The sequence below is a fragment of the Aeromonas sp. S19(2024) genome, from assembly GCF_041402625.1.
GTDB lineage: Bacteria > Pseudomonadota > Gammaproteobacteria > Enterobacterales > Aeromonadaceae > Aeromonas > Aeromonas caviae.
In genome coordinates this window covers 1-20,736 of record NZ_JBGLQU010000006.1, presented here as the reverse complement: position 1 = coordinate 20,736, position 20,736 = coordinate 1, and the positions used below count along the sequence as shown (strand labels likewise).

Annotated in this window: 17 protein-coding genes; 6 read left to right on the top strand and 11 right to left on the bottom strand. The window is 61.1% G+C overall.

Translation table 11 applies throughout. The features are described 5' to 3' along the window. Nucleotides 1-112: 112 nt before the first annotated feature. From ACB037_RS13585 to ACB037_RS13575, 3 genes are all read right to left on the bottom strand, one after another. Entirely contained in the window at nt 113-2,239 is a 2,127-nt protein-coding gene (locus ACB037_RS13585) for a FimV/HubP family polar landmark protein (RefSeq protein ID WP_371175434.1), read from the bottom strand. 293 nt (nt 2,240-2,532) lie between these two features. Further along, nucleotides 2,533-3,549 carry an aspartate-semialdehyde dehydrogenase gene (locus ACB037_RS13580; protein ID WP_041214974.1) on the bottom strand — a complete coding sequence of 339 codons (1,017 nt, stop codon included), beginning with the start codon at nt 3,547-3,549 and terminating at the stop codon, nt 2,533-2,535. Nucleotides 3,550-3,695: 146 nt separating this feature from the next. Next, nucleotides 3,696-4,817, bottom strand: a complete 1,122-nt coding sequence (locus ACB037_RS13575) for a 4-phosphoerythronate dehydrogenase (protein ID WP_202043521.1) — start codon at nt 4,815-4,817, stop codon at nt 3,696-3,698. A 250-nt stretch (nt 4,818-5,067) separates the two neighbouring features. Between ACB037_RS13575 and ACB037_RS13570 the strand changes: the two genes are divergently transcribed. Next, nucleotides 5,068-5,790 carry a phosphatase PAP2 family protein gene (locus tag ACB037_RS13570; protein WP_371175433.1) on the top strand — a complete coding sequence of 241 codons (723 nt, stop codon included), beginning with the start codon at nt 5,068-5,070 and terminating at the stop codon, nt 5,788-5,790. Between the two features lie 53 nt (nt 5,791-5,843). Here ACB037_RS13570 and ACB037_RS13565 read toward each other — a convergent pair whose 3' ends face one another. Continuing rightward, on the bottom strand, nt 5,844-6,665 hold the full coding sequence (locus tag ACB037_RS13565) for a MetQ/NlpA family ABC transporter substrate-binding protein (protein ID WP_010675145.1): 822 nt from the start codon (nt 6,663-6,665) through the stop codon (nt 5,844-5,846). A 340-nt stretch (nt 6,666-7,005) separates the two neighbouring features. Here ACB037_RS13565 and ACB037_RS13560 point away from each other — a divergent pair, with 340 nt between their 5' ends. Further along, nucleotides 7,006-7,458: a VOC family protein gene (locus ACB037_RS13560; RefSeq protein ID WP_319891463.1), complete on the top strand. Its 453-nt coding sequence runs from the start codon at nt 7,006-7,008 to the stop codon at nt 7,456-7,458. Nucleotides 7,459-7,472: 14 nt separating this feature from the next. Here the strand turns inward: ACB037_RS13560 and ACB037_RS13555 are convergent, their stop codons facing one another. Then, nucleotides 7,473-7,670 carry a hypothetical protein gene (locus ACB037_RS13555; RefSeq protein ID WP_010675148.1) on the bottom strand — a complete coding sequence of 66 codons (198 nt, stop codon included), beginning with the start codon at nt 7,668-7,670 and terminating at the stop codon, nt 7,473-7,475. A 220-nt stretch (nt 7,671-7,890) separates the two neighbouring features. On the opposite strand from ACB037_RS13555, the gene ACB037_RS13550 reads away from it, so the two are divergent. Next, a complete protein-coding gene (locus ACB037_RS13550; protein ID WP_371175432.1) occupies nt 7,891-8,430 on the top strand; it encodes an isochorismatase family protein in 540 nt (179 codons plus the stop codon). 17 nt (nt 8,431-8,447) lie between these two features. Beyond that, nucleotides 8,448-8,627 (top strand): hypothetical protein, encoded by a 180-nt coding sequence (locus ACB037_RS13545; RefSeq protein WP_223929857.1) that lies wholly within the window; start codon nt 8,448-8,450, stop codon nt 8,625-8,627. Nucleotides 8,628-8,645: 18 nt separating this feature from the next. Here the strand turns inward: ACB037_RS13545 and modF are convergent, their stop codons facing one another. After that, entirely contained in the window at nt 8,646-10,100 is a 1,455-nt protein-coding gene (modF, locus tag ACB037_RS13540) for a molybdate ABC transporter ATP-binding protein ModF (RefSeq protein WP_371175431.1), read from the bottom strand. Between the two features lie 118 nt (nt 10,101-10,218). Next, nucleotides 10,219-12,591, bottom strand: coding sequence for a phosphoenolpyruvate synthase (gene ppsA, locus ACB037_RS13535; protein ID WP_048207926.1), 2,373 nt, complete (start codon nt 12,589-12,591; stop codon nt 10,219-10,221). A gap of 307 nt (nt 12,592-12,898) precedes the next feature. Here ppsA and ACB037_RS13530 point away from each other — a divergent pair, with 307 nt between their 5' ends. Next, nucleotides 12,899-13,711: a pyruvate, water dikinase regulatory protein gene (locus tag ACB037_RS13530; RefSeq protein ID WP_010675153.1), complete on the top strand. Its 813-nt coding sequence runs from the start codon at nt 12,899-12,901 to the stop codon at nt 13,709-13,711. 130 nt (nt 13,712-13,841) lie between these two features. On the opposite strand, the gene ACB037_RS13525 is transcribed toward ACB037_RS13530, so the two are convergent. Continuing rightward, complete coding sequence (locus ACB037_RS13525) at nt 13,842-14,117, bottom strand: hypothetical protein (RefSeq protein WP_371175430.1); 276 nt, start codon at nt 14,115-14,117, stop codon at nt 13,842-13,844. Nucleotides 14,118-14,473: 356 nt separating this feature from the next. Between ACB037_RS13525 and ACB037_RS13520 the strand changes: the two genes are divergently transcribed. Then, complete coding sequence (locus ACB037_RS13520) at nt 14,474-15,850, top strand: amino acid permease (protein ID WP_010675155.1); 1,377 nt, start codon at nt 14,474-14,476, stop codon at nt 15,848-15,850. A 160-nt stretch (nt 15,851-16,010) separates the two neighbouring features. Here ACB037_RS13520 and ACB037_RS13515 read toward each other — a convergent pair whose 3' ends face one another. The 3 genes from ACB037_RS13515 to ACB037_RS13505 all read right to left on the bottom strand — a co-directional run. Beyond that, nucleotides 16,011-16,712, bottom strand: a complete 702-nt coding sequence (locus ACB037_RS13515; RefSeq protein ID WP_010675156.1) for an SIMPL domain-containing protein — start codon at nt 16,710-16,712, stop codon at nt 16,011-16,013. A gap of 54 nt (nt 16,713-16,766) precedes the next feature. After that, nucleotides 16,767-17,324 carry a hypothetical protein gene (locus tag ACB037_RS13510; RefSeq protein ID WP_042879892.1) on the bottom strand — a complete coding sequence of 186 codons (558 nt, stop codon included), beginning with the start codon at nt 17,322-17,324 and terminating at the stop codon, nt 16,767-16,769. Nucleotides 17,325-17,411: 87 nt separating this feature from the next. Continuing rightward, nucleotides 17,412-20,736: type I secretion C-terminal target domain-containing protein (locus tag ACB037_RS13505; RefSeq protein WP_371175429.1), on the bottom strand; the 3,325-nt coding region annotated here is incomplete at its 5' end.

Below are 20,736 nucleotides of genomic sequence, written 5' to 3'. Positions count from 1 at the left end.
ACGCGCTCGGGCTCAAAAGTCCCAGACCGGGCGAGGCCGCGGTGCGTGGCCCCCAAAGAGAGAGGGCAGCCCGTGGGCTGCCCTCTCTGGTGCATGGATGACAAGGGCCTGCCTAGCCCAGGCGTTTGAGCAGCTTCTGCGCCTCGCTGCGCTGGTGCTCGCTGCCCTGGGCCACCGCCTCTTCCAGCAGCTCGCGGGCGCTCTCCTTGTCGTCGATCTCGAGGTAAGCCCGGGCCAGATCCAGCTTGGCCCCCACCCCGCCGTCATCGGCATCCACATCAAAGCCGTTGGACTCCGGCAGCACCTCGGGGAAACCGTCCAGCCCCACATCCAGGGAGAAGCCCTGATAGGGTTCCTGCTCCGTGCTGCTGGCATCGGCATCGGCCAGCAGCTTGTCGATTTCAACGAAGTCGCTGTCTTGCACCTGTTCACGGGGTTTCACCTCCCCCTGATGGGACTCCACCTCGGCGAAGGCATCCTCGAAGTCCGCCAGGGCCAGCTCGCTGGGATCCCACTCGGACGCCGTCGGCTTGGTGGGCTCCAGCCCGAGCTCGGCCAGCATGTCGTCCACATCGTCCTTGCCAAACCCCGTCTCATCGATGTGCGGCGCCTTGGCGGCAAGATCATCGTCGGTCGGCTCGCCAAACCCGGTCTCTAGATCGCTCAGATCGAAGTTGGCCAGTGTCTCGTCACGCTGGCTGCGGCTCTCCTCCTGGGCCTGGGCCAGATCAGCTTCCAGATCCGCGTCCAGCTCGGCAAACAGGGCGGCCTGCAGCTCCTCCTCGGTCATGATCTCGTCATGACCACGAGCAGAGGAGGTGGGCTCGTCGGAGAGATCGAGTTCCGGCACCACGGGCAGATCGAAGTCCCCCTCGTGGGCCAGATCCAGCTCGGGCACCAGATCCGGATCCCGGTTCGCCGTCGTCACCGCAGGCTCCACATCAAAAGCGGAGAGCGCCGTCTCGTCATCCCGGAAGATGACATCGGCGGCAGCACTGGCGCCATCTTGCTTCCTGCTCACTTCCGGCTCGTTGAGATCCGGCATGCCATGGAGGGGCTCGTCATCCGCGATGCCCACCGTCATCAGCTGATCAAACTCGCTGTTCTCGTCTCCCATGACCATGGAGGTCGACTCGGAGAGGCTCTTCTCCTGCTCTTCCAGCTCGCGGCGGGCACGAGCACGCAGCCAGAGCGTGACCAGGGCAAGCACCAGGAGTACCGGCAGCAGGATGATCATGGCGAGATTGAGCGGCGAAGAGAGCAGCTCCATCAGCCAGCTCTGTTTGGGCACCGGCGCCACCACGGGAGGCGTCGGATTGGCCTTGAGTTCCGCCACCTCTTTTTGCAGGGCGGTCTGATCCTGCAACTGGGCCTTGAGGGTCTCCACCTCTTCGGTCAGGGCTTGCAGGCGCAGCTTGAGCCTGTGGTTCATCTCGGTGACCTGGCCGAGCTGGGCGTTGGCATCTTCCAGGGCCAGCGCCATCTCGGTAGAGGGTTTGCCCACCGCAGTGGCGGGCAGGGGCGCCGGCGCCGTGCTGGCGGCGCTGCTCGCAGCACCGCTCACCACCACGGGGGTGGAGACAGCCGCCTTGGCGGTCTCCTTCACCTCGGGGGCAGGAGCCGTCGCCTTGGGTGCCGCCGGGATCGGCGCCGCCTTGGGCGGTGTATTCTTGGCCACCACAGCCGGCTTGGCCGGAGCAGGCTTGCTCGCCACCGGCTGGGCGACGTGGGATTGCTTGTTGGCCAGGTATTTGGGGCTCAGCCCCTTCCAGCTCGCGTTGTCGCTGTTGAAGCGACGGCGTGCTTCGGCATCCGTGATGCGCCCCGCCTCTGCGGCGGTGGGCAGCAGGATGTGGGACCCAACCAGAATATGGTTGATGTTGCCGTCTGCGAAGCTTCGGGGGTTTTTGTCATAGATGGCCACCATGGTCTGGTAGACGCTTACCCGGTTGGACGGGCGATGCTTGCTCGCCAGACTCCAGAGGGTATCGGTGGGACGCACGGGACCATAACTGCCAGCCGACGCAGCAGGCACCTGACGCACGATGGGCTCGGCTCTGGGCAGGGTGACGGGCGCCACGGGCTGGGCCCGGGGCTCTGGTTGCACCGCGGGGGGCGGTGAGCCATCCGGTCCCTTGAGTTCGACAAAGAAGGGTTCTCGCGCCCCCTCTTCGGCCTGAACCGTGCCCAGAAGCCCCAATGCGAGTAGCGTTGCCAGCGTTATGCGGGAATGTCCCATATTCGTTCCTTCGTATGACGGCCCTATCACATTGAAATATCTGGATAGTTACCCCAAAACAATCGGCTCAATATAAATCAGGCGCCGGTCTCAAGCCAGCGATCCGACATATTTCGCGCCCGGCGGCGACCAGAAAGCAGCCCCAGACGCGAACCAGAGTGTAGAAAAAAACCTAGTCCACTGATATCACACGGTATTCCAAAAACCGGAGAGTGGGTTCCCGGTCACATCCCGGGGCCAGGGCGCCCACATCAAGGCGGGGTTCCCTCCCCGCCCGGGGCCGACATCCGGCCTCAGAGGTAGTCGCGTACCAGCAGTTCTGCAATCTGCACGCTGTTGGTCGCCGCGCCCTTACGAACGTTATCGGCCACGATCCACATATTGATACCACTCGGATGAGAAATATCCTGGCGCACCCGCCCGACCATCACATCATCCTGGCCGGTGGCATCGCGTACCGGGGTCGGGTAGTCCCCTTCATCATCAAACAGGGTGACGCCCGGGGCATTGCGCAGCAGCTCCTTGACCTGCTCGGCGTCCAGCGGCTGATGCAGCTCCACATGGACCGCCTCGGCGTGACCGTAGAAGACCGGTACCCGCACGCAGGTGGGGTTCACGGCGATGCTGGCATCCCCCAGAATTTTCTGGGTCTCCCACACCATCTTCATCTCTTCCCGGGTGTAGCCGTTGTCGGTGAAGGCATCGATCTGCGGGATCAGGTTGAAGGCGATCTGCTGCGGATAGAGGGTCGGCTCCACCGGACGGCCGTTGAGCAGGTGGGCGGTCTGGCCCGCCAGCTCGCTCACCCCTTCCTTGCCGGAACCGGAGACGGACTGGTAGGTCGCCACGTTGATGCGACTGATGCCCACCTCGTCGTGCAGGGGCTTGAGCGCCACCAGCATCTGGATGGTGGAGCAGTTGGGGTTGGCGATGATGTTGCGGTTGCGAAAATCGGCCAGCGCGTCCGGGTTCACTTCCGGAATGACCAGGGGAATGTCCTCGTCGTAGCGGAAGCAGGAGGTGTTGTCGATGACGATGCAGCCGTGCTCGGCGGCGATAGGCGCCCATTTGGCCGAGACCTCGGCACCGGCGGAGAAGAGTGCAATCTCCACCTGGCTCCAGTCAAAGGCCTCCACATCAAGGATGTCGACGTTCTTGCCGCCAAAACGCACCGTGTCCCCAGCGCTGCGACTGGAGGCGAGCGGATAGAGGGTCGCTACCGGGAAGGCGCGCTCCTCCAGGATCTCGATCATGGCCTGACCCACGGCGCCGCTGGCACCCAATACCGCTACGTTGAATTGCTGACTCACTGATCTGTTCTCCTATGATGCGGCCCGTCGGGGCCGGGCATGAGGGCCCCGGCTGGCACGCGTATCGGTTTGATGACAGGCCCGCCTGATGCCGGGCCGGGGGGAGGCGCCGCCTGGGCAAGCCCCTCCCCTTGTTGAAATCGGGTTTATTGCCCCGAGACGGCAAAGCCCAGTCGGGCCAATCTGTCGTCGGCGAAGGGCCCTTTCAGTTGCAGGGCGCCAAGTTCGCGCCGCTCGGGGTAGCGCTTGCGCTGCTCATCGAAGCTGCCGGGCAGCCCGATCCGGTTGCGAAAACGGGCGTCGTCACGGCGCACGTCATAAACAAGGTGGACAAGCTGCTTGATGAGCGCCTGATCCGCCGGCTGCCCCGGCGTCAGCTCGCGCACCTCTGGGGCAGGCAGCAGGGATTGCAGATCCTGGCGCGGGGTGCGCCCCAGTTGCCGGCACAGCGCCTCATAGAGCATCCAGGTGCCACGGGCCTTGCCTTCCAGGCTGTAACCGGCGATGTGCGGGGTGGCCAGCTCGGTATGGGGCACCAGTTCATTGAGGGGCTCGGGCTCTCCTTCCCACACGTCCATCACCAGTCGCAGGGGATGGGGTCCCTGCTGGCGGACAAGCAGGGCACGGTTGTCCCACACCTCGCCGCGGGAGGCGTTGATGAGGATCTGCCCGGCCGGACGCTCGGCGATCTCCTCGGCTCCCAGCAGGTGGAAGGTGGCCTCATCCCCTTCACGAAGATAGGGGACATGGAAGCTGACGATGTCGGCATCCAGGGCAGTGCGGTAATCCACGAAGTCGCCAGCGGCGCCGCTACGGGCCAGGGGCGGGTCGCAGCGCAGCACCTTCATCCCGAGCGCCTCGGCCTTGCCGGCCACGCTCTCGCCGGTGTTGCCGGCACCGATGACGGCGAGGCTCATCTCGCTCAAGGTCAGCTCATGGCGTTCGGCCAGAACCAGCAGGGCGGAGAGCACGTAGTCCCCCACCGACACCTTGTTGCAGCCGGGGGCGCTGAAGAAGGGGATGCCCCGCGCCGCCAGCAGCCCCTGATCGATGTGATCCGTGCCGATGGTGGCCGTGCCGACAAACCCCAGCCTGGGGCAACTCGCCAGGAGCGCTTCGTTGACCCGGGTCACGGAGCGCACCAGCAGCACATCCACCTCTTGCAGATCCGCGGCCTTTATTTCTCGTCCCGGCAGGGGAACCACTTCACCAAATTCCGCAAACAGCTCCACCGCATGGGGCATATTTTCATCAACGACGATCTTCATCGGCACGCATCTCGTCCACAAGGGCCACAGGCGCGCCATTCTAGCCCAAACGCGGCGGATTTTCAGAGGCTTGTTGGCAGACCGCTCTGCGGCCATCTTTTCACCTTCCAGCCTCAGGTGCGGGCACGATGCCCGGCAGCATCATATGTAACAGCCTGTTGCCCTCGCCCCCTTCGCCTTGACCAGAGCAACCTGACTGGCACAATGACGCCTCTTTTTAGCCGCTCGCGCCACCGAACCGGACCCCTTGATGCCGACTCACTCCTCTTCGTTGCCACGCCGCAAGGTGCTTCATTTCAATGCCCTCCTGCTCCTTCCCCTGCTATTGCTCGTCTGCCTGCCCTGGCAGCCGTTCATGACCCAGGCCCTGCAATCGGGCTGGCTATGGTGGCCCTACGCCCTCACCCGCATGGTGGACTTGCCGGGGCTGGTCTTCACTATTGTCGCCCTGCTGCTGCTCACAAGACACAAGCTGACGCTGGACGGTCGCGCCTTGTTGGCGCTGGCTGGCGCCCTCTTTGCCGTGCTGGCGAGCGACTGGGTCATCAAGAGCCTCATCAAGCTGCTGACCGAGGAGCCCAGGCCCTACCTCATCTGGCTGGAGAGCCAGGAGCTGATCCCCGCCATCCGCCAGTTCTATGGGGGAAGCCAGGCCCTTCGTAGTGAACAGGTCCACGCCGCGACTCAGTTGCTGGCGCTGCCCGCCTGGCTCGGTCAGCACTGGCAGGCAGAGGTCAACTACGCCTTTCCCTCCGGTCACAGCATCGCCGCCATGAGCCTCGCCCAGTTCTTCGGCCTGATCTGGCTGGCCCGGGCACCCGCCGGGGCCTGGCTGCTGCCACTCTGGGCCATCGGGATCGGCCTCTCGCGCACCCTTATCGGCATGCACTGGCCCCTGGATGTGCTGGCAAGCGCCCTGCTTGGCAGCCTTACCGCCCTCCTGGCCGCCCGCTGGTGGTTGCGCCACTACTGACCTCCAATAAAAAACGGGCACCTGGGTGCCCGTTTTTATCGCTTGTACGCCACTCACCCCTTCTGCTGCCAGCCCTCGGGATACTTGTAGCCGACGAAGCGCTTGGCGGCATAAGCCTTGAATTCGGGGGAGTTGTAGGCGGCCGCCACATCCTTGGCGAACGGCTTGCCCGCATCGGCGCTCTTGACCACCACCCAGTTGATGAAGTCATAGCTGCGCTCGAGGAAGAGGCCGGAGCTGAACGGGATCCCGCTTGAGGCGGCAAAGTTGCCGTTGATGACGGAGAAGTCCACATCCTCACGGGAGCGCGGCAGCTGCGCCGCTTCCAGCAGCACCAGCTTGAGGTTGTGGGGGTTCTTCACCACGTCGAACTCGCTCGCCTTGAGGGGATTGATCCCCTCCTTGAGGCTCAGCCAGCCCAGATCCTGCAACATCAGCAGTGCCCGCGCCTGGTTGGTGGGATCGTTCGGGATGGCGACCGTGCTTCCCTCTTTCACCGCCTTCAGATCCCCCAGCTTGCCGGCGTAGAGCCCCATGGGACCGGTCGGTACCTGGGTGATGGGCGCCAGAGAGAGACCTCGGTCTTTGGCGAAGCTCTCCAGATAGGGCTTGTGCTGGAAGCAGTTGACGTCAAGCGACCCGTCCGCCAGGGCGATGTTGGGGGTCACGTAATCGGTGAACTCCACCAGTTTGACCTTGTAGCCCTTGGCTTCAAGCTGCGGCTTGATGGCGTCGGTGACCATGTCGGCAAAGTCGCCAACCGTGGTGCCGATGACGATCTCTTTCTTCGCCTCATCGATGGCAAAGGCGGACAGCGGCAGGCTGCTGGCGAGCAACGCCAGGGCGGAAAGGGTGAAGAAGGAACGACGTTGCATAAAAACTCCCTGTCAACATGATCATCAAAACGGTGAGCGGTCGGGGGCGCGAACATGCAGTCAGCGCACACCCATCTAGCCATCCAAACGGCTAATTGAGCACACCATAACAGAGCTCGTAGCCTTCGCCAAGCAACAAAACCGGGCAAGCTTGGCCAGCACGAAGCAAAGCGCATCCCGCAACTGGATGAAAAATCTTTGACGGAGCACGCAGTTATGCGCCTTGCCCTCTCCCTGCCTGGCGTCGAACTGACTTATCGTGGTCATTCGATACCCATTTCAACGGTTCCCATGAGGGCCTGATGGGCTGCTCTACACCCAGGCAACACAAGGAGTCACCGTGTTCGATCATGTAGAAATCAAGGTGGTGCGTTTTGACTCCTGTCAGCACTTCTACGCCACCGTGCTGGCTCCTCTTTTGATAGAACTCAAATGGTCTGATGAGACGGCGGCCGGTTTTGGCCTGATGGGCCGCGATCACGTGGGCTTCCTGATTGAGCGGGGGCAGCAGGGCGCCTCCTGCCATCTCGCATTCAGGGCCGACGACGCGACACAGGTGGATGCGTTCCATCACGCGGGGATCAAGGCAGGCTTTGCCTGCAATGGGTTGCCGGGACTGCGTCCCCACTATGCCCCCAATTACTACGCCGCCTTCCTGCGCGATCCCGATGGCAACAACATCGAGGCGATGACCTACATTGAGTCCTCACACGCCGCAAACACATCGCAGCACTGTGCCACCCAGCAAAAGGCCCTGCATTCGGTGAATCCAGGGCCTGAGAAGTACACGTAATGAGTCGGGTTAGATTATTTGACCGCCTTGCTGGCGTTTTCCAAGGCCTGCTTCTCGGCGGCGTTCATGATGGACGCCTGGCGGTTTTGCTCGGCCTGGTAGCAGGCGTCCTTGCTGATCCCTTGCGCCTGGCATTCCGCCATGCGTTGTGCCGGGCTGGCGCAACCGGCCAAAAGGCCAGCCAGGGAGACGAACAGGATTATCTTCTTCATGGTACTTCTCATCGTTAATGGAAAATCGTCCAACTACGCAGTAGCGGGTTGATGCGTCGCCCCTTGTCATGCACACCACAACTGAGAAAACGGGCTCCATGACGCGCATCCTAGTGCCCGCCACGCCGTCGGTCAGCTCACAATTTGTATCAAGATGTACGCGAGAATGGCTCCCAGGATGGCGCTGTATCTCATCCGCAACGGAGAAAGGAGACAAAAAATGCACAAACACCATCACCCAGGCCTGCTGGTGGTCGATATCCAGGGCAAACTGGCCCGCCTGGTCGAGGAGAGCGACGCCCTGATTGCCAATACCGCCAGGCTGGTGCAAGGGGCCAGGGTGCTGGGGCTGCCGGTTGTCTGGCTGGAGCAGAACCCGGACAAGCTCGGTGCCACCGTGCCCGAATTGCAGTCGCTGCAGGCAGGCGATCTTGTGCTGCCCAAATACAGCTTCGGCGCCCTGGGGGAGCCGACGGTGGCGGCCGCGTTGGCCGAGAGCGGGAGCGAGCATTGGCTGGTATGTGGCATCGAGACCCATATCTGCGTCTACCAGAGCGTGCTGGGGCTTCTCGCCAGCGGTGCCGGGGTCTCGCTGGTGGTGGATGCGGTGTCGTCTCGCTGCGCTGCCAACCGGGATCTCGCCATCGGCCAGCTTGCGGCCAGGGGAGCTGCGCTGACGTCGGTGGAGATGTGCCTCTATGAGCTGATGGGGGACTGCCGCCATCCGGCATTTCGCCAGATCCTCTCCCTGGTGAAATGACCGCCATGATGGACAACATGGCGCCCTTTCTGTTCGCCCTCATCGCCTTCGGGACGGCATTCATGGTGACGGTGACGGGGATGGCCGCCACCCGTCACTATCTGGCCTGGCTCTGGCTGGGGATCATGCTCTTCTTCGGACTGTGGTGGACGCTGCTGGATATGCCGCCGCTCCTCGCCGAACCAACCCCTCTCTGACCATGCCGCCCGGGCGACTCAGCCCCCCAGACGCTCCTGCAGATAGTCGTATCCCCCCTCCTCCCTTGGCACGAAGCTCAGCCTGTGGGTCAGACCGGGGGGCGCATCATCGGCATGATGGGAAACGAACAGCAACTGGGTTCCCTCGCCCACGAGGCGCGCCACCATCTCCCGTACCAGGTGACGGTTGAGGGGATCCAGTCCCTGCAGGGGTTCGTCCAGGATGAGCAGCGGCGGATGTTTGACCAGGGCACGGGCGATCAGCACCAGTCGCTGCTGACCGAAAGAGAGAGAGTGGAAAGGCTGCGCCCCCTGATCGGCCAGCCCCAGCAGGGCCAGCCACGCGTTGGCCAACGCCAGCTGACGATCCCCCGGCCGGGTATAAAGCCCGATGGAGTCGTAGAAACCGGAGAGGATCACTGTCTGCACCGGGCAGCTGACACGATAGTCCAGATGCAGCGCCGGGCTCACGAGCCCGATGTGGCGCTTGATCTCCCAGATGCTCTCGCCGCTGCCCCGCCGCCGTCCGAACAGATGGAGCTCATTGTTGTAACCTTGTGGGTGATCTCCGGTGATGAGGGAGAGCAGGGTCGACTTGCCAGCGCCGTTTGGTCCCACCAGTTGCCAGTGCTCCCCCTCGTCAATGGTCCAGTCGAGCCCGTCGATGATCACCTGATCCCCGTAAGCGATACGCATGGCTTTCATGACGACCCGAGGGCCGGGAGGCAAGGGCTCGGGTGTCGTCAGCGGTGGCGGCAAACGGGGGGACGTGGTTTCGGCGCGTGCCAGCTGGGCAACCTCCTGGCTGCCGAGCACCGCTTCGCGCTCCCCCGCCAGCAGCAGACGACACTCACCGAGCAGGCCGAGGTGAGTGGCAAAGGGGGGGATCTCGTCAAAACGGTTGACGATCACCACCAGGCGCAGCCCCTCTGACACTAGGTCGGCCAGCAACATCATCAAAGAAGCCCTGGCCCCCTGATCCAGACCATCGAAGGGTTCGTCCAACACCAGCAGTTCGGGTCGCCCCAGCAGGGCCCGGGCCAGCAGCAGCTTGCGCCCCTCCCCGCTCGAGAGGTAGCGATAGGGGCGCTCCCACAGGGATTCAATGCCAAAACGGGCCAGCAGCGCGCGGGCCTCATGCTCCTCACCCCCTGCCTCCTGCATCAGGGTCGATACCCGATACCCCGCCTCCTCTTCTTCCCCCAGCATGTCGGTATTGCGCCGCTGCCAGTCCAGCTCCCCCAGCTGTTGCTGCGACTCGAACGAGAGTCGCTCGGCCCGGACTCGACCCGATACCGCTCCGGCACGCACGACCAGCTCGCCGCACAGGGCCGACGCCAGCGCCGTCTTGCCGCTGCCGTTGCTGCCGACGAAGGCCCAGCAGGCCTGCGGGGTGAGACAGAGTTCGGGAATAACCAGGGTGTGGTGGCCACGCAGGGCCAGGGTGGCGGATTGCCACTGCAATGAGGTCATGGGATCGTCCTGTGATGGGTGCGGAGCGCCTTGCGCATTCCCCTTGTAACAGAAAAAGGGGGGCGCAGACAAAAACGGCGCCATTGCGGCGCCGTGTCATCAAAAAGCGGGGACGGGTTTAGCCGGCCTTGTGCTGCTCGGCCAGATAGAGCCAGGTGTCGACCACGGTATCCGGGTTGAGCGACACGGAATCGATCCCCTGCTCGACCAGCCAGGCGGCGAAGTCCGGGTGATCGGACGGCCCCTGGCCGCAGATCCCCACGTACTTGCCCGCCTTGCGGGCGGCGGCGATGGCCATGGCCAGCAGCGCCTTGACCGCTTCGTTGCGCTCGTCGAACAGGTGGGCGATGAGCCCGGAGTCCCGATCCAGCCCCAGGGTCAACTGGGTCATGTCATTGGAGCCGATGGAGAAGCCGTCGAAGTGCTCGAGGAACTTGTCCGCCAGCAACGCATTGGAAGGCAGCTCACACATCATGATGACTTTCAGGCCGCGCTCGCCACGGCGCAAGCCGTTCTCAGCCAGTATCTCCACCACCTGCTCCGCCTCACCCAGGGTACGCACGAAGGGGATCATCACCTCGACGTTGGTCAGCCCCATGACATCCCGCACCCGTTTCATCGCCTCGCACTCGAGGGCGAAGCAGGGGCGGAAGCTGTCGGCGATGTAACGCGACGCACCACGGAAACCGATCATGGGGTTCTCTTCATGGGGTTCGTAACCACGGCCCCCCACCAGGTTGGCGTACTCATTGGACTTGAAGTCCGACATCCGCACGATGACCCGCTCAGGCCAGAAGGCAGCCGCCAGGGTGGCGATCCCTTCCGTCAGCTTGGCTACGTAGAACTCACGTGGGCTCTCGTAGCCCGCGATCATCCTGGTGATGGTGGCCTGGAGTTCCGGGGTCTGCTGATCGAACTCCAGCAGCGCCTTGGGGTGGACCCCGATCATGCGGTTGATGATGAACTCGAGGCGGGCCAGGCCCACGCCGGCATTCGGCAACTGGGCAAAATCGAAGGCGCGGTCCGGATTGCCGACGTTCATCATGATCTTGATGGGCAGGCGCGGCATGTTGCCCACCTCGGTCACCGCCACGTCAAAGTCGAGCTCGCCGTCATAGATGAAGCCGGTATCCCCTTCCGCACAGGAGACGGTGATGAGCTGACCATCCTGGATGTGGTCGGTGGCGTTGCCGCAACCCACCACTGCCGGAATGCCGAGCTCCCGGGCGATGATGGCGGCGTGGCAGGTGCGACCGCCCCGGTTGGTGACGATGGCGGAAGCGCGCTTCATGATGGGCTCCCAATCCGGATCCGTCATGTCGGTGACCAGCACATCGCCGGGCTGCACTTCATCCATCTGGCTGATGGAGGAGATGACACGGGCCGGACCCGCGCCAATCTTGTGGCCGATGGCGCGCCCCTCGATCAGCACCTTGCCGGTTTGCTTGAGGGCAAAGCGCTCGAGGGTATTGGCTTCCTGGCGGCTACGCACGGTTTCCGGACGGGCCTGAACGATGTAGAGCTTGCCATCCTGACCATCCTTGGCCCACTCGATGTCCATCGGGCGACCGTAGTGCTGCTCAATGATGAGGGCCTGCTTTGCCAGGGCCATCACTTCCTCGTCCGTGATGCAGAAGCGGTTGCGCTCGGCATCGGTGGTGTCGACCACCTTCACCTGACGGCCATGACCGGCATCCCCGGAGTAGGTCATCTTGATGAGCTTGGAGCCCAGCGTCTTGCGCACCACGGCGGGGCGCCCGGCCTTGAGGGTCGGCTTGTGCACATAGAACTCGTCCGGGTTGACGGCCCCCTGCACCACCATCTCGCCCAGGCCCTGGGCGCCGGTGATGAAGACCACGTCGTTGAAGCCGGATTCGGTATCCAGGGTGAACATGACGCCGGAGGCGGCGAGATCCGAGCGAACCATGCGCTGTACCCCGGCGGAGAGAGCGACGCCCTTGTGGTCATAGCCCTGATGGACCCGGTAGGAGATGGCGCGATCGTTGAACAGCGAGGCAAACACATGCTTGATGGCAGTCATGACGGCATCGATACCGCGCACGTTGAGGAAGGTCTCCTGCTGACCGGCAAACGACGCATCCGGCATGTCTTCCGCAGTGGCAGAGGAGCGCACGGCAAAGGATGCCTCGAGTCCGGCGCTCAGCTTGTCATAGGCCTCGCGCACCGCCTGCTCCAGAGCGGGCTGGAAGGGTGCTTCCACCACCCAGTCGCGGATCTGCTGACCGGCCCGGTTGAGGGCGGCGATGTCATCCACATCCAGACTGTCGAGCAGGTCATGGATCTTGCCGTTGAGGCCGCTTAACTCCAGAAACTCGTTAAACGCAAAGGCCGTGGTCGCAAACCCGCCCGGCACGGACACGCCGGCCCCCGAGAGGTTGCTGATCATCTCGCCAAGGGATGCATTCTTGCCGCCGACGCGTTCAACGTCCTGCATACCGAGCTGTTCGTACCAGAGTACGTACTGTTGCATTTGCATGTCTCCAGGTTGGGGGGCCAGGGTGACAATTCACCTGCTGTGCCAAGTCGTGTGTTTTTGTTAGTGTCTGTTGTCAACGACCATGAAAACGTTTTCTATTTATTGTCAAAAAAATCCCCGAGCAAGAGTTGGGGATGGTCGTTTGACACAGGCATTCTACAATAGCGACACAAAAAGGTAACGACTCAGGTTTGCAAGCGAGTTCACAACTTGGGCATGGCAGATCTGTTGACAAAAACGATATGGTTTCGAGAGATACTTATTTCTCGCCGCCCCCTGGAGCGCACCACAGGAGTCCGCAGTGCACACCGTATTCTATGTATCCGACGGCACCGCCATCACCGCCGAAGTCTTCGGCCACGCCGTGTTGAGCCAGTTTCCCCTGGCCTTCGAACAGGTCACCATCCCCTTTGTCGAGACCCAGGAGAAAGCGCGCCAGGTACGGGCACGCATTGACGAGCAGTTTCGCCAGACCGGGGTGCGCCCCATCCTGTTTCACACCATCGTCGACCCCATGGTGCGTGAAGAGGTGCTCAAGGCCCAGGCCAGCAGCCACGATTTTCTCAACACCTTCGTGAGCCCTCTCGAACAGGAGCTCGGTATCAAGGCCGAACCCAGGTTGCATCGCACCCATGGCATGGAAAACCGCAAGCTGTACGACGATCGCATCGAAGCGGTCAACTTTGCGCTGGCCAACGACGATGGCATCACCACCAGGGAGTATGACGAGGCAGACATCATCCTCATCGGGGTCTCCCGTTGCGGCAAGACACCGACCAGCCTCTATCTGGCACTGCAATTTGGCATTCGCGCCGCCAACTATCCCTTTATCGAGCAGGACATGGGATCGCTGGAGCTGCCCGCCGCCCTCAAGGCCAATCGCCACAAATTGTTCGGCCTCACCATCATGCCGCAGCGGCTGCACGAGATCCGCAACCAGCGCCGCGCCAACAGCCGCTACTCCTCGCTTGATCAATGCAAACAGGAGCTGGCCAGCGTCGAGAGGCTGTTCCGCCAGGAGGCGATCCGCTTCCTCGATACCAGCTCCCACTCGGTCGAGGAGATCAGCGCCAAGATCCTGGAAGCGACCGGCCTTCGCCGCCAGCTCTGCTAACCTGCAAGGCTGTGACAGCACAACACACCATTTAAACAAGTCAGTGGCAAGATAACGAAACAGAAGAACAGGATGAAAAAATGATGCCAGCATCATCGCTGGCATCCCATCACTCGCGGGGCGAGCAGGCTCAGGGCTTGTTGAGCTCCTTGTTGTTAATCAACATGCCGTGAAAATGGATGAGTCCCCTGCCCTTGCGGACTCGCTCGCTCAGCCAGCAGGCTGGCACCAGCCCCATCCCGGCAGCAAGGATGAGCACCATGGCGATGTGGTTCACCAGGTAATCCGCTCCCAACCAGCCCCAGACAACAAGGCTGCTCATCGCCATCGTCAGCAACATGGGGGATAGCCAGATCCCGAGCCAGAGCACGACCATCACCAGGCCACCCACAATACGCTCCATCATATGAGTCCCTTTTTATCAAAGGGCAACAAGGCCATGAAAACCGGACTGAGTCAATAGATGGAAATCCACCCGAACACAAATTCAGCAATCACTCTCAAAACCCCTTTCCAGATCATGAAAAACCTGCATGGCGCACAAAACAGCAGCCAATGATGAGGAAAACAGGTGCATGGACGGTCGATTATCACTATTCTGCTCGGGTTGGTAGCCGCTACAAAAAACAGCCAGCGGCAAACCGTAACGATATAAATACGGATTTCGTCACGTTTTCGGCACAAGATGCCGCGCCAGGCAGAGGACGTGCTGTGGCTGACGGGACGCGAGCCGAGTGATTTCAGCGACGTAAGGAAGGAAGCATGGATCTTCAACAACACGGCGAGGAGCTCAAGCGCGGTCTGAAAAACCGCCATATCCAGCTTATCGCACTGGGCGGTGCCATCGGTACAGGCCTGTTCCTCGGCATTGCCGACACCATCAAGATGGCGGGCCCTGCGGTGCTGCTGGGCTATGCCATTGGCGGCTTCATCGCCTTCCTCATCATGCGCCAGCTGGGCGAGATGGTGGTGGAAGAGCCGGTTGCCGGCTCATTCAGCCATTTTGCCTACAAGTACTGGGGTGACTTCGCCGGCTTCGCCTCCGGCTGGAACTACTGGGTGCTCTATGTGCTGGTGAGCATGGCCGAGCTGACGGCAGTCGGTATCTATGTCCAGTACTGGTGGCCCGAGATCCCGACCTGGATGTCGGCGGCCTTCTTCTTCGTGCTGATCAACGCCATCAACCTCTCCAACGTCAAGGCGTTCGGCGAGATGGAGTTCTGGTTCGCCATCATCAAGGTGGTCGCCATTCTCGGCATGATCGGATTCGGCGGCTGGATGCTGTTCTCCGGCAGTGGCGGCCCCGAGGCCACGGTCAGCAACCTCTGGGCCCAGGGTGGCTTCTTCCCCAACGGCGTCGGCGGGCTGGTGATGGCAATGGCCTTCATCATGTTCTCCTTCGGCGGTCTGGAGCTGGTCGGCATCACGGCAGCGGAAGCGGACAATCCCGAGAAGAGCATCCCAAAGGCCACCAACCAGGTGATCTACCGCATCCTCATCTTCTACATCGGTGCCCTCACCGTACTGCTCTCCCTCTATCCCTGGGGCAAGGTAGTGGAAGGCGGCAGCCCGTTCGTGATGATCTTCCATGCGCTCGACAGCAACCTGGTAGCCAACGTACTTAACCTGGTGGTGCTGACCGCCGCGCTGTCGGTGTACAACAGCTGCGTCTACTGCAACAGCCGCATGCTGTTTGGCCTGGCCAAGCAGGGCAACGGCCCTAAGGCCCTGCTCAAGACCAACAAGAGCGGCGTGCCCCTGACCGCCATCACCATCTCGGCCGCGGCCACCCTGCTGTGCGTGCTCATCAACTATTTGATCCCGGGCAAGGCCTTTGGTCTGCTGATGTCTCTGGTGGTCTCCGCCCTGGTCATCAACTGGGCCATGATCAGCCTGGCGCACCTCAAGTTCCGCAAGGTGAAGGCTGCAGAAGGCGTCACCACCAAGTTCAAGGCACTGTGGAGCCCGTTTGGCAACTACCTCTGCCTCGCCTTCATGGCCGCCATCCTGGTGATCATGTACATGAACGACGGCACCCGCATCTCGGTCGAGCTGATCCCGGCCTGGGTCCTGGTACTCGGTATCGGCTATCTGCTCAAACAGAAGAGCCAACGCAAGCTGGCTACCAACCTGGGCTAGGCATCATCCCTCTCCAGCAAAAATGCCGGTCACTGACCGGCATTTTTTATTCCATTCCCGTTTCACCTGACCCAGTTCGCGGCTCACTTGTCCTGCCAGCCCCTGCAATGACAAACCCGAGGGGTTGCCTCGGGTTTGAGTGATGGACAAAGGGGCTGTGTTATTCCAGCAGGAAGACGGCTTCTACATTGTCAGTGATGCTGATCTGCTGCTGTTGATAGCTGTTTTCCATCATGTCGGCGGCAGGGGCTGCCGCAGCCTTCATGGCACGGGTATAGACCGGCATGGGGGAACTGTTGCGGTATTCAACGCTATATACCTTGCCAAGCTTCATGCCGAAAGCCTTGGCCAGGGATTCCGCCTTGCTCGTGGCATCAGCAACAGCACCAAGCCGGGCCTGCTCCTTGATGACCTGTGGTGACTTCAGGCCGTACTCTATCTGGGTCACGGACTCCAGACCCGCCTTGAGGGCGGTGTCCATCAGCTGGCTCAACTTGTCGAGCTGGTAGAGTTTGACCGCCAGCTGACGCTGGGCACGGTAACCCACCATTTCGGGTTGCTTGTTCTGGGGGTACTGGTACTCGGGGGAGATCACCAGATTGCCAGCCTCCACGTCGCTGCGCTTGATGCCCAGGCTCTCCAGCTGGCCAAAGAAGGCTGCTACCTTGGTATCTACCTGCTGTTTGGCCTTGATGCCCTGCTTCTCCAGTGCCGTGACGGCGACATTGAGCGTCAGCATGTCTGGTTCAGCCTTCTGCTCCGCATAGCCACTGACGACCAGATGGGGGGCCTGAGGAACCTCGATGGCAAGCAACGGAGCACTGACAACCAGCGCGGACAGGGTAAGAAGGGGACGCCACATAAAAAAACCTCCATCATTTAGATGGAGGTCATTATGCATGTCGTCGATTGGGATTCATATATCGTGTGTCGGCGGGATCTGGTCCAGCACCTGATTGGTCATGTCGATATTGATGCTGATCTCCCCTCCTCCTGAATTGCCATGGCTTGTCATCACGGGAGCAGGCGCCGGGCTGCCAAACAGCGATTCATCCTCAAAGTGGAACGAATCCCACGACAGAACATGACCTTGTGATGGCAGATTCGGCTCGGACGTCGTCACAACGGCCAGCGCACCCCAGTCAAGCTCCTCGCCGTGGCTGAGCAGCCCCTGCAAGGAGGTATCGCTCAGGCTCTGCAACGAATACTCCTGCTGCCCCCACTCATGGCCGACCAGCACCATCATATGGGGCAGGGGCGCATCCTCTGCCGGCGTGAAGCTGATACGAGAAGCGGCAAAGTCCACATTCAGCAACCCCGCCACCTCACCATCTTCGCTCTCCAGCTCCAGACCGTTGAGCGTGTCACCCGTCATCGTGGCCTGATAGCCAAAGCGGCCGGTGCAGACGATATTGTCCTGCCCGTTCCAGCTATAGCGAATGCCGTCGATGTCGACCCAGTTGAATGACTGCATGGTGACCCTCTCCTGATACTGCAGCTATCTTATCTGCCCACTCCATCAAATAACAGGGGCCGGGCACACCCGGCCCCCATACCCTGCTTACGGATCGACCTTGAGGTTGCCCTGATCCAGCAGATCCTGAATGATCTGCAGATTGGATTTGCCAGCCGTCAGATCCACGTTGTCAAAGAGGATGGTATGAGTCGTGGTGCCACTTCCCGCTCCATCCAGATCAATGGTCAGTGTCGACTTGCCACTGCCCGGACCAGGAGCAAAGGTAAGATAGTGATCCAGTGTGCTCGCATCGGCATGCTCACCACTGAGCAGTTCACTCAGGTCCAGAACATCTCCATTGGCCCCCGTGGTGAAGTCTTTGATGGTATCCGTGCCTCCTGCATCACCTGCCATCCATTTGAAGGTATCCTTGCCAGCCCCACCAGTCAGGGTATCACTGCCGGTACCCCCAATCAGCAGGTCATTGCCATCCCCCCCCAGCAGGATGTCGTTGCCAAGGCCACCCGTCAGAGTGTCGTTGCCGGACTCTCCGAGCAAGGTATCGTTACCACTGCCTCCATCCAGCTGGTCGTTTCCGGTTCCCCCGACCAAGGTATCCTTGCCGCCAGCTCCTAAGAGCAGATCATCACCGGCGCCACCCGACAAGATATTGTCCAGACTGTTCCCTGTTATGCTGTCCCCAAAATCGGAGCCGATGGCATGCCCTTGCGTGCTGTTGAAGGTCACATTCACAGCGCTGGCGGCGGCATCATAGTCTGCTGTGAACGGGGCTTCCGGCAACAGGCTTAGTCCGATATTGCTGTGGACTGCATCGCCGTCCCCGTCAATCAGTGTGACTGGCAGTTGCAGACTGACCGGGATCCCAGGAGTGGCAACGCTGGAACCAAAGTCCCCTATCTTGAAGTCACTGCCCGCAGCGTAGTGGAATTCTAGGCTGTTATACCCATCCGCCGTGTAGGCAGCCAACTTGGTATTGCTCACCACCCCCACCACGGTTGCGACATAGGCCACACCAGCACCGGGATCATCATCACTGAAGTTCACCGTAAAGTTTCGCCCTCCCACGGAGACAATCTGCGACATGCCTGCAGCTATGCTGACAACCTTAGTCGAGCCGTTGAAGCTGATGGCCACCGCTGTCAACGACTCCTTGTTTCCATCGCCTATATCGTTGTCATTGTCTACATCCTGACGGGCAACGATCTTCACGCTGGATCCACTACTGCCGATTGCGGTAAACAGAGCCGAGGCACCATTGACGTCGTAGTGTGCCTCAAAGGCATGTGTGGCTGGGTCGCCATAAGACCCACTACTCCCAGGAGAACCTGTAAGATCGACAACAAAGTCGATCCGCATAGCCTCACCGAGGCCGATAGATGCTCCACCACTGATCCCCCCGGTATTGGCTGTGGTATTAACGGTACCGCCGTCCACCCCACCCGTCATCGCCGTCAACAGCAGATCCTTGCTGTCATTAGCCACAGCGGTGAATCCAGCCCAAGGACCGTTGCCACCGACGAAGTTATAGCCACCACCATTAAAGTCTATCGTGGTCTGACCACCATCAACCTCTCCTATCATCTGGACTTGGTAAGTGGCAGAGGCAGGCTGCAAGGTCGCGATGAAGACAGTCCCTGCAGCCGTGGCAGCCGTGAGCACTGTTCCGTTTGAGGATAACGAATAAGTAATGGGCAAGCCACCGGACGTCAGTCCGCTGTTGCTGCCATTAAGTGCACTGTCAAAGCGGATGCTCCCACCATCCGCGCCATAGTTGTTTGACAAGGTACCATCACCATCCAGCAAGAAGGTGCCGGTCACGCCCGATTGGTTCAACATGACCCCCATGGCGGGCGTCATCACGAAGGGCACATCATCTTCCACCTGGACGATGAAGTTGCGGATCAATGCGACATTGTCCACGCCTTCATGTGCGCTGATCACGCTGGACAGGTTGAGGGCCTTCAGCTCCAGATCGTTTCCATCTCCCTGGGGATGATCAATGGAGCCTTGCAGGGTGAAGGTGTAATCCCCATCACTCTCCACCTGCAGGGTGAAGATGGGTTTGCTACCAGCCATGGCAACCAGCGTATCGACCCCGGCACCATGAGTGATGCTATAGGTGATCGCCACGCCCCCCGAGGTCAGTGCAGGCAGCCCTGCCGTCGACCCCATGCCAAAGCTGACCCCCACGCTATCCGCCACCATTTGCGCCAGAGACCCACTGACCGTCGTCAGCAGAGGATTGTTGCCTGGCAAGCCTGTGGGCAGGCCGTCTTCAAACACGGAGGCGACGATGGGGGACGTATCCAGTACCAGGATTTTCAGCTGGGCGCTGGAGGTATCGCCGTCCGAATCCACGATGGTGTAGGTGAAGACCTCCTGGGTATGAGCCGCCACATCATTGGGGGGTGAGTAGGAGTAGGAACCGTCCGCATTCACGGTCAGTCGGCCCCCTGCCGGCGTCGGGATGGGACCCGTTGTGCCGCCTTGCACTAGGAAGGTCACGACATTGCCGTTGATGCTGTCGGCCACCCCGGCATAAGCAGCCGGATTGGTGACGGTAAAGCTGATCTGCACTACGGTCACGGGGCCATCGGCACCCGCAACATCCACACCAGCACTGCCATCTACGTCGGTGATCACGTTGCCGGTTGCCGGTGGCGGCACTGTGGCTTGCAAGGTGGCATCCAGGTCATTGATATTATCGACCAGAGTCACGGTGTCACCGTTATCCTCCACCAGGGCCAGTTGCGAAATGGCCGATGCGTTGCCACTGACGTTGAGGCCAACGGCATAGACCTCCACGTTGTTGTTGTTCACAAAGCTTGTCCAGCCTGCCGGAACGTTGCCCTCATTGGGTGCACCATCCGACAGGAAGTAGACCTTGGTTTCGTAACCAGCCAATGCCGGATTGGCTAGATCGGCTGTCAATTGGTTCTGTGCTAATACAAGAGGCGCATTGTAGTTGGTACCACCGCCATCTGTTGGCAGGCCGGAGATGCTGGCCTTGGCCACGTCGGGATCGCTCGTCTGCGGGATCAGCAAAGCACCACTGGCAAAATCGATTACCGTGATGGTCAGGGGAACCCCCAGAGCCACATAAGAGTCAATCATGTGGTTCAACGCACTCTTGGCCAGTTCCAGACGATTCGGGGATCCATTAGTGGTCGTGCCTATCTTCCAGAGCATGCTGCCCGAAGTATCGATCACCAAGACGAGGTTGAATGGAGGCAACCCGGCTTCCGTCACCGTAACGCTGTTATCCTTCGCCGTCGGCACGTCGTCCACGATCTGCACACTCAGGGTGTTCGAGGCCGAGTCCCCGTCGCTGTCCACCAGGCTCACCGCGAAGTCTTCGAACAGGCTGTTGTTGCCGTTCGCCGTCGGGTGCGCCTCGTTGTCGTTCAGG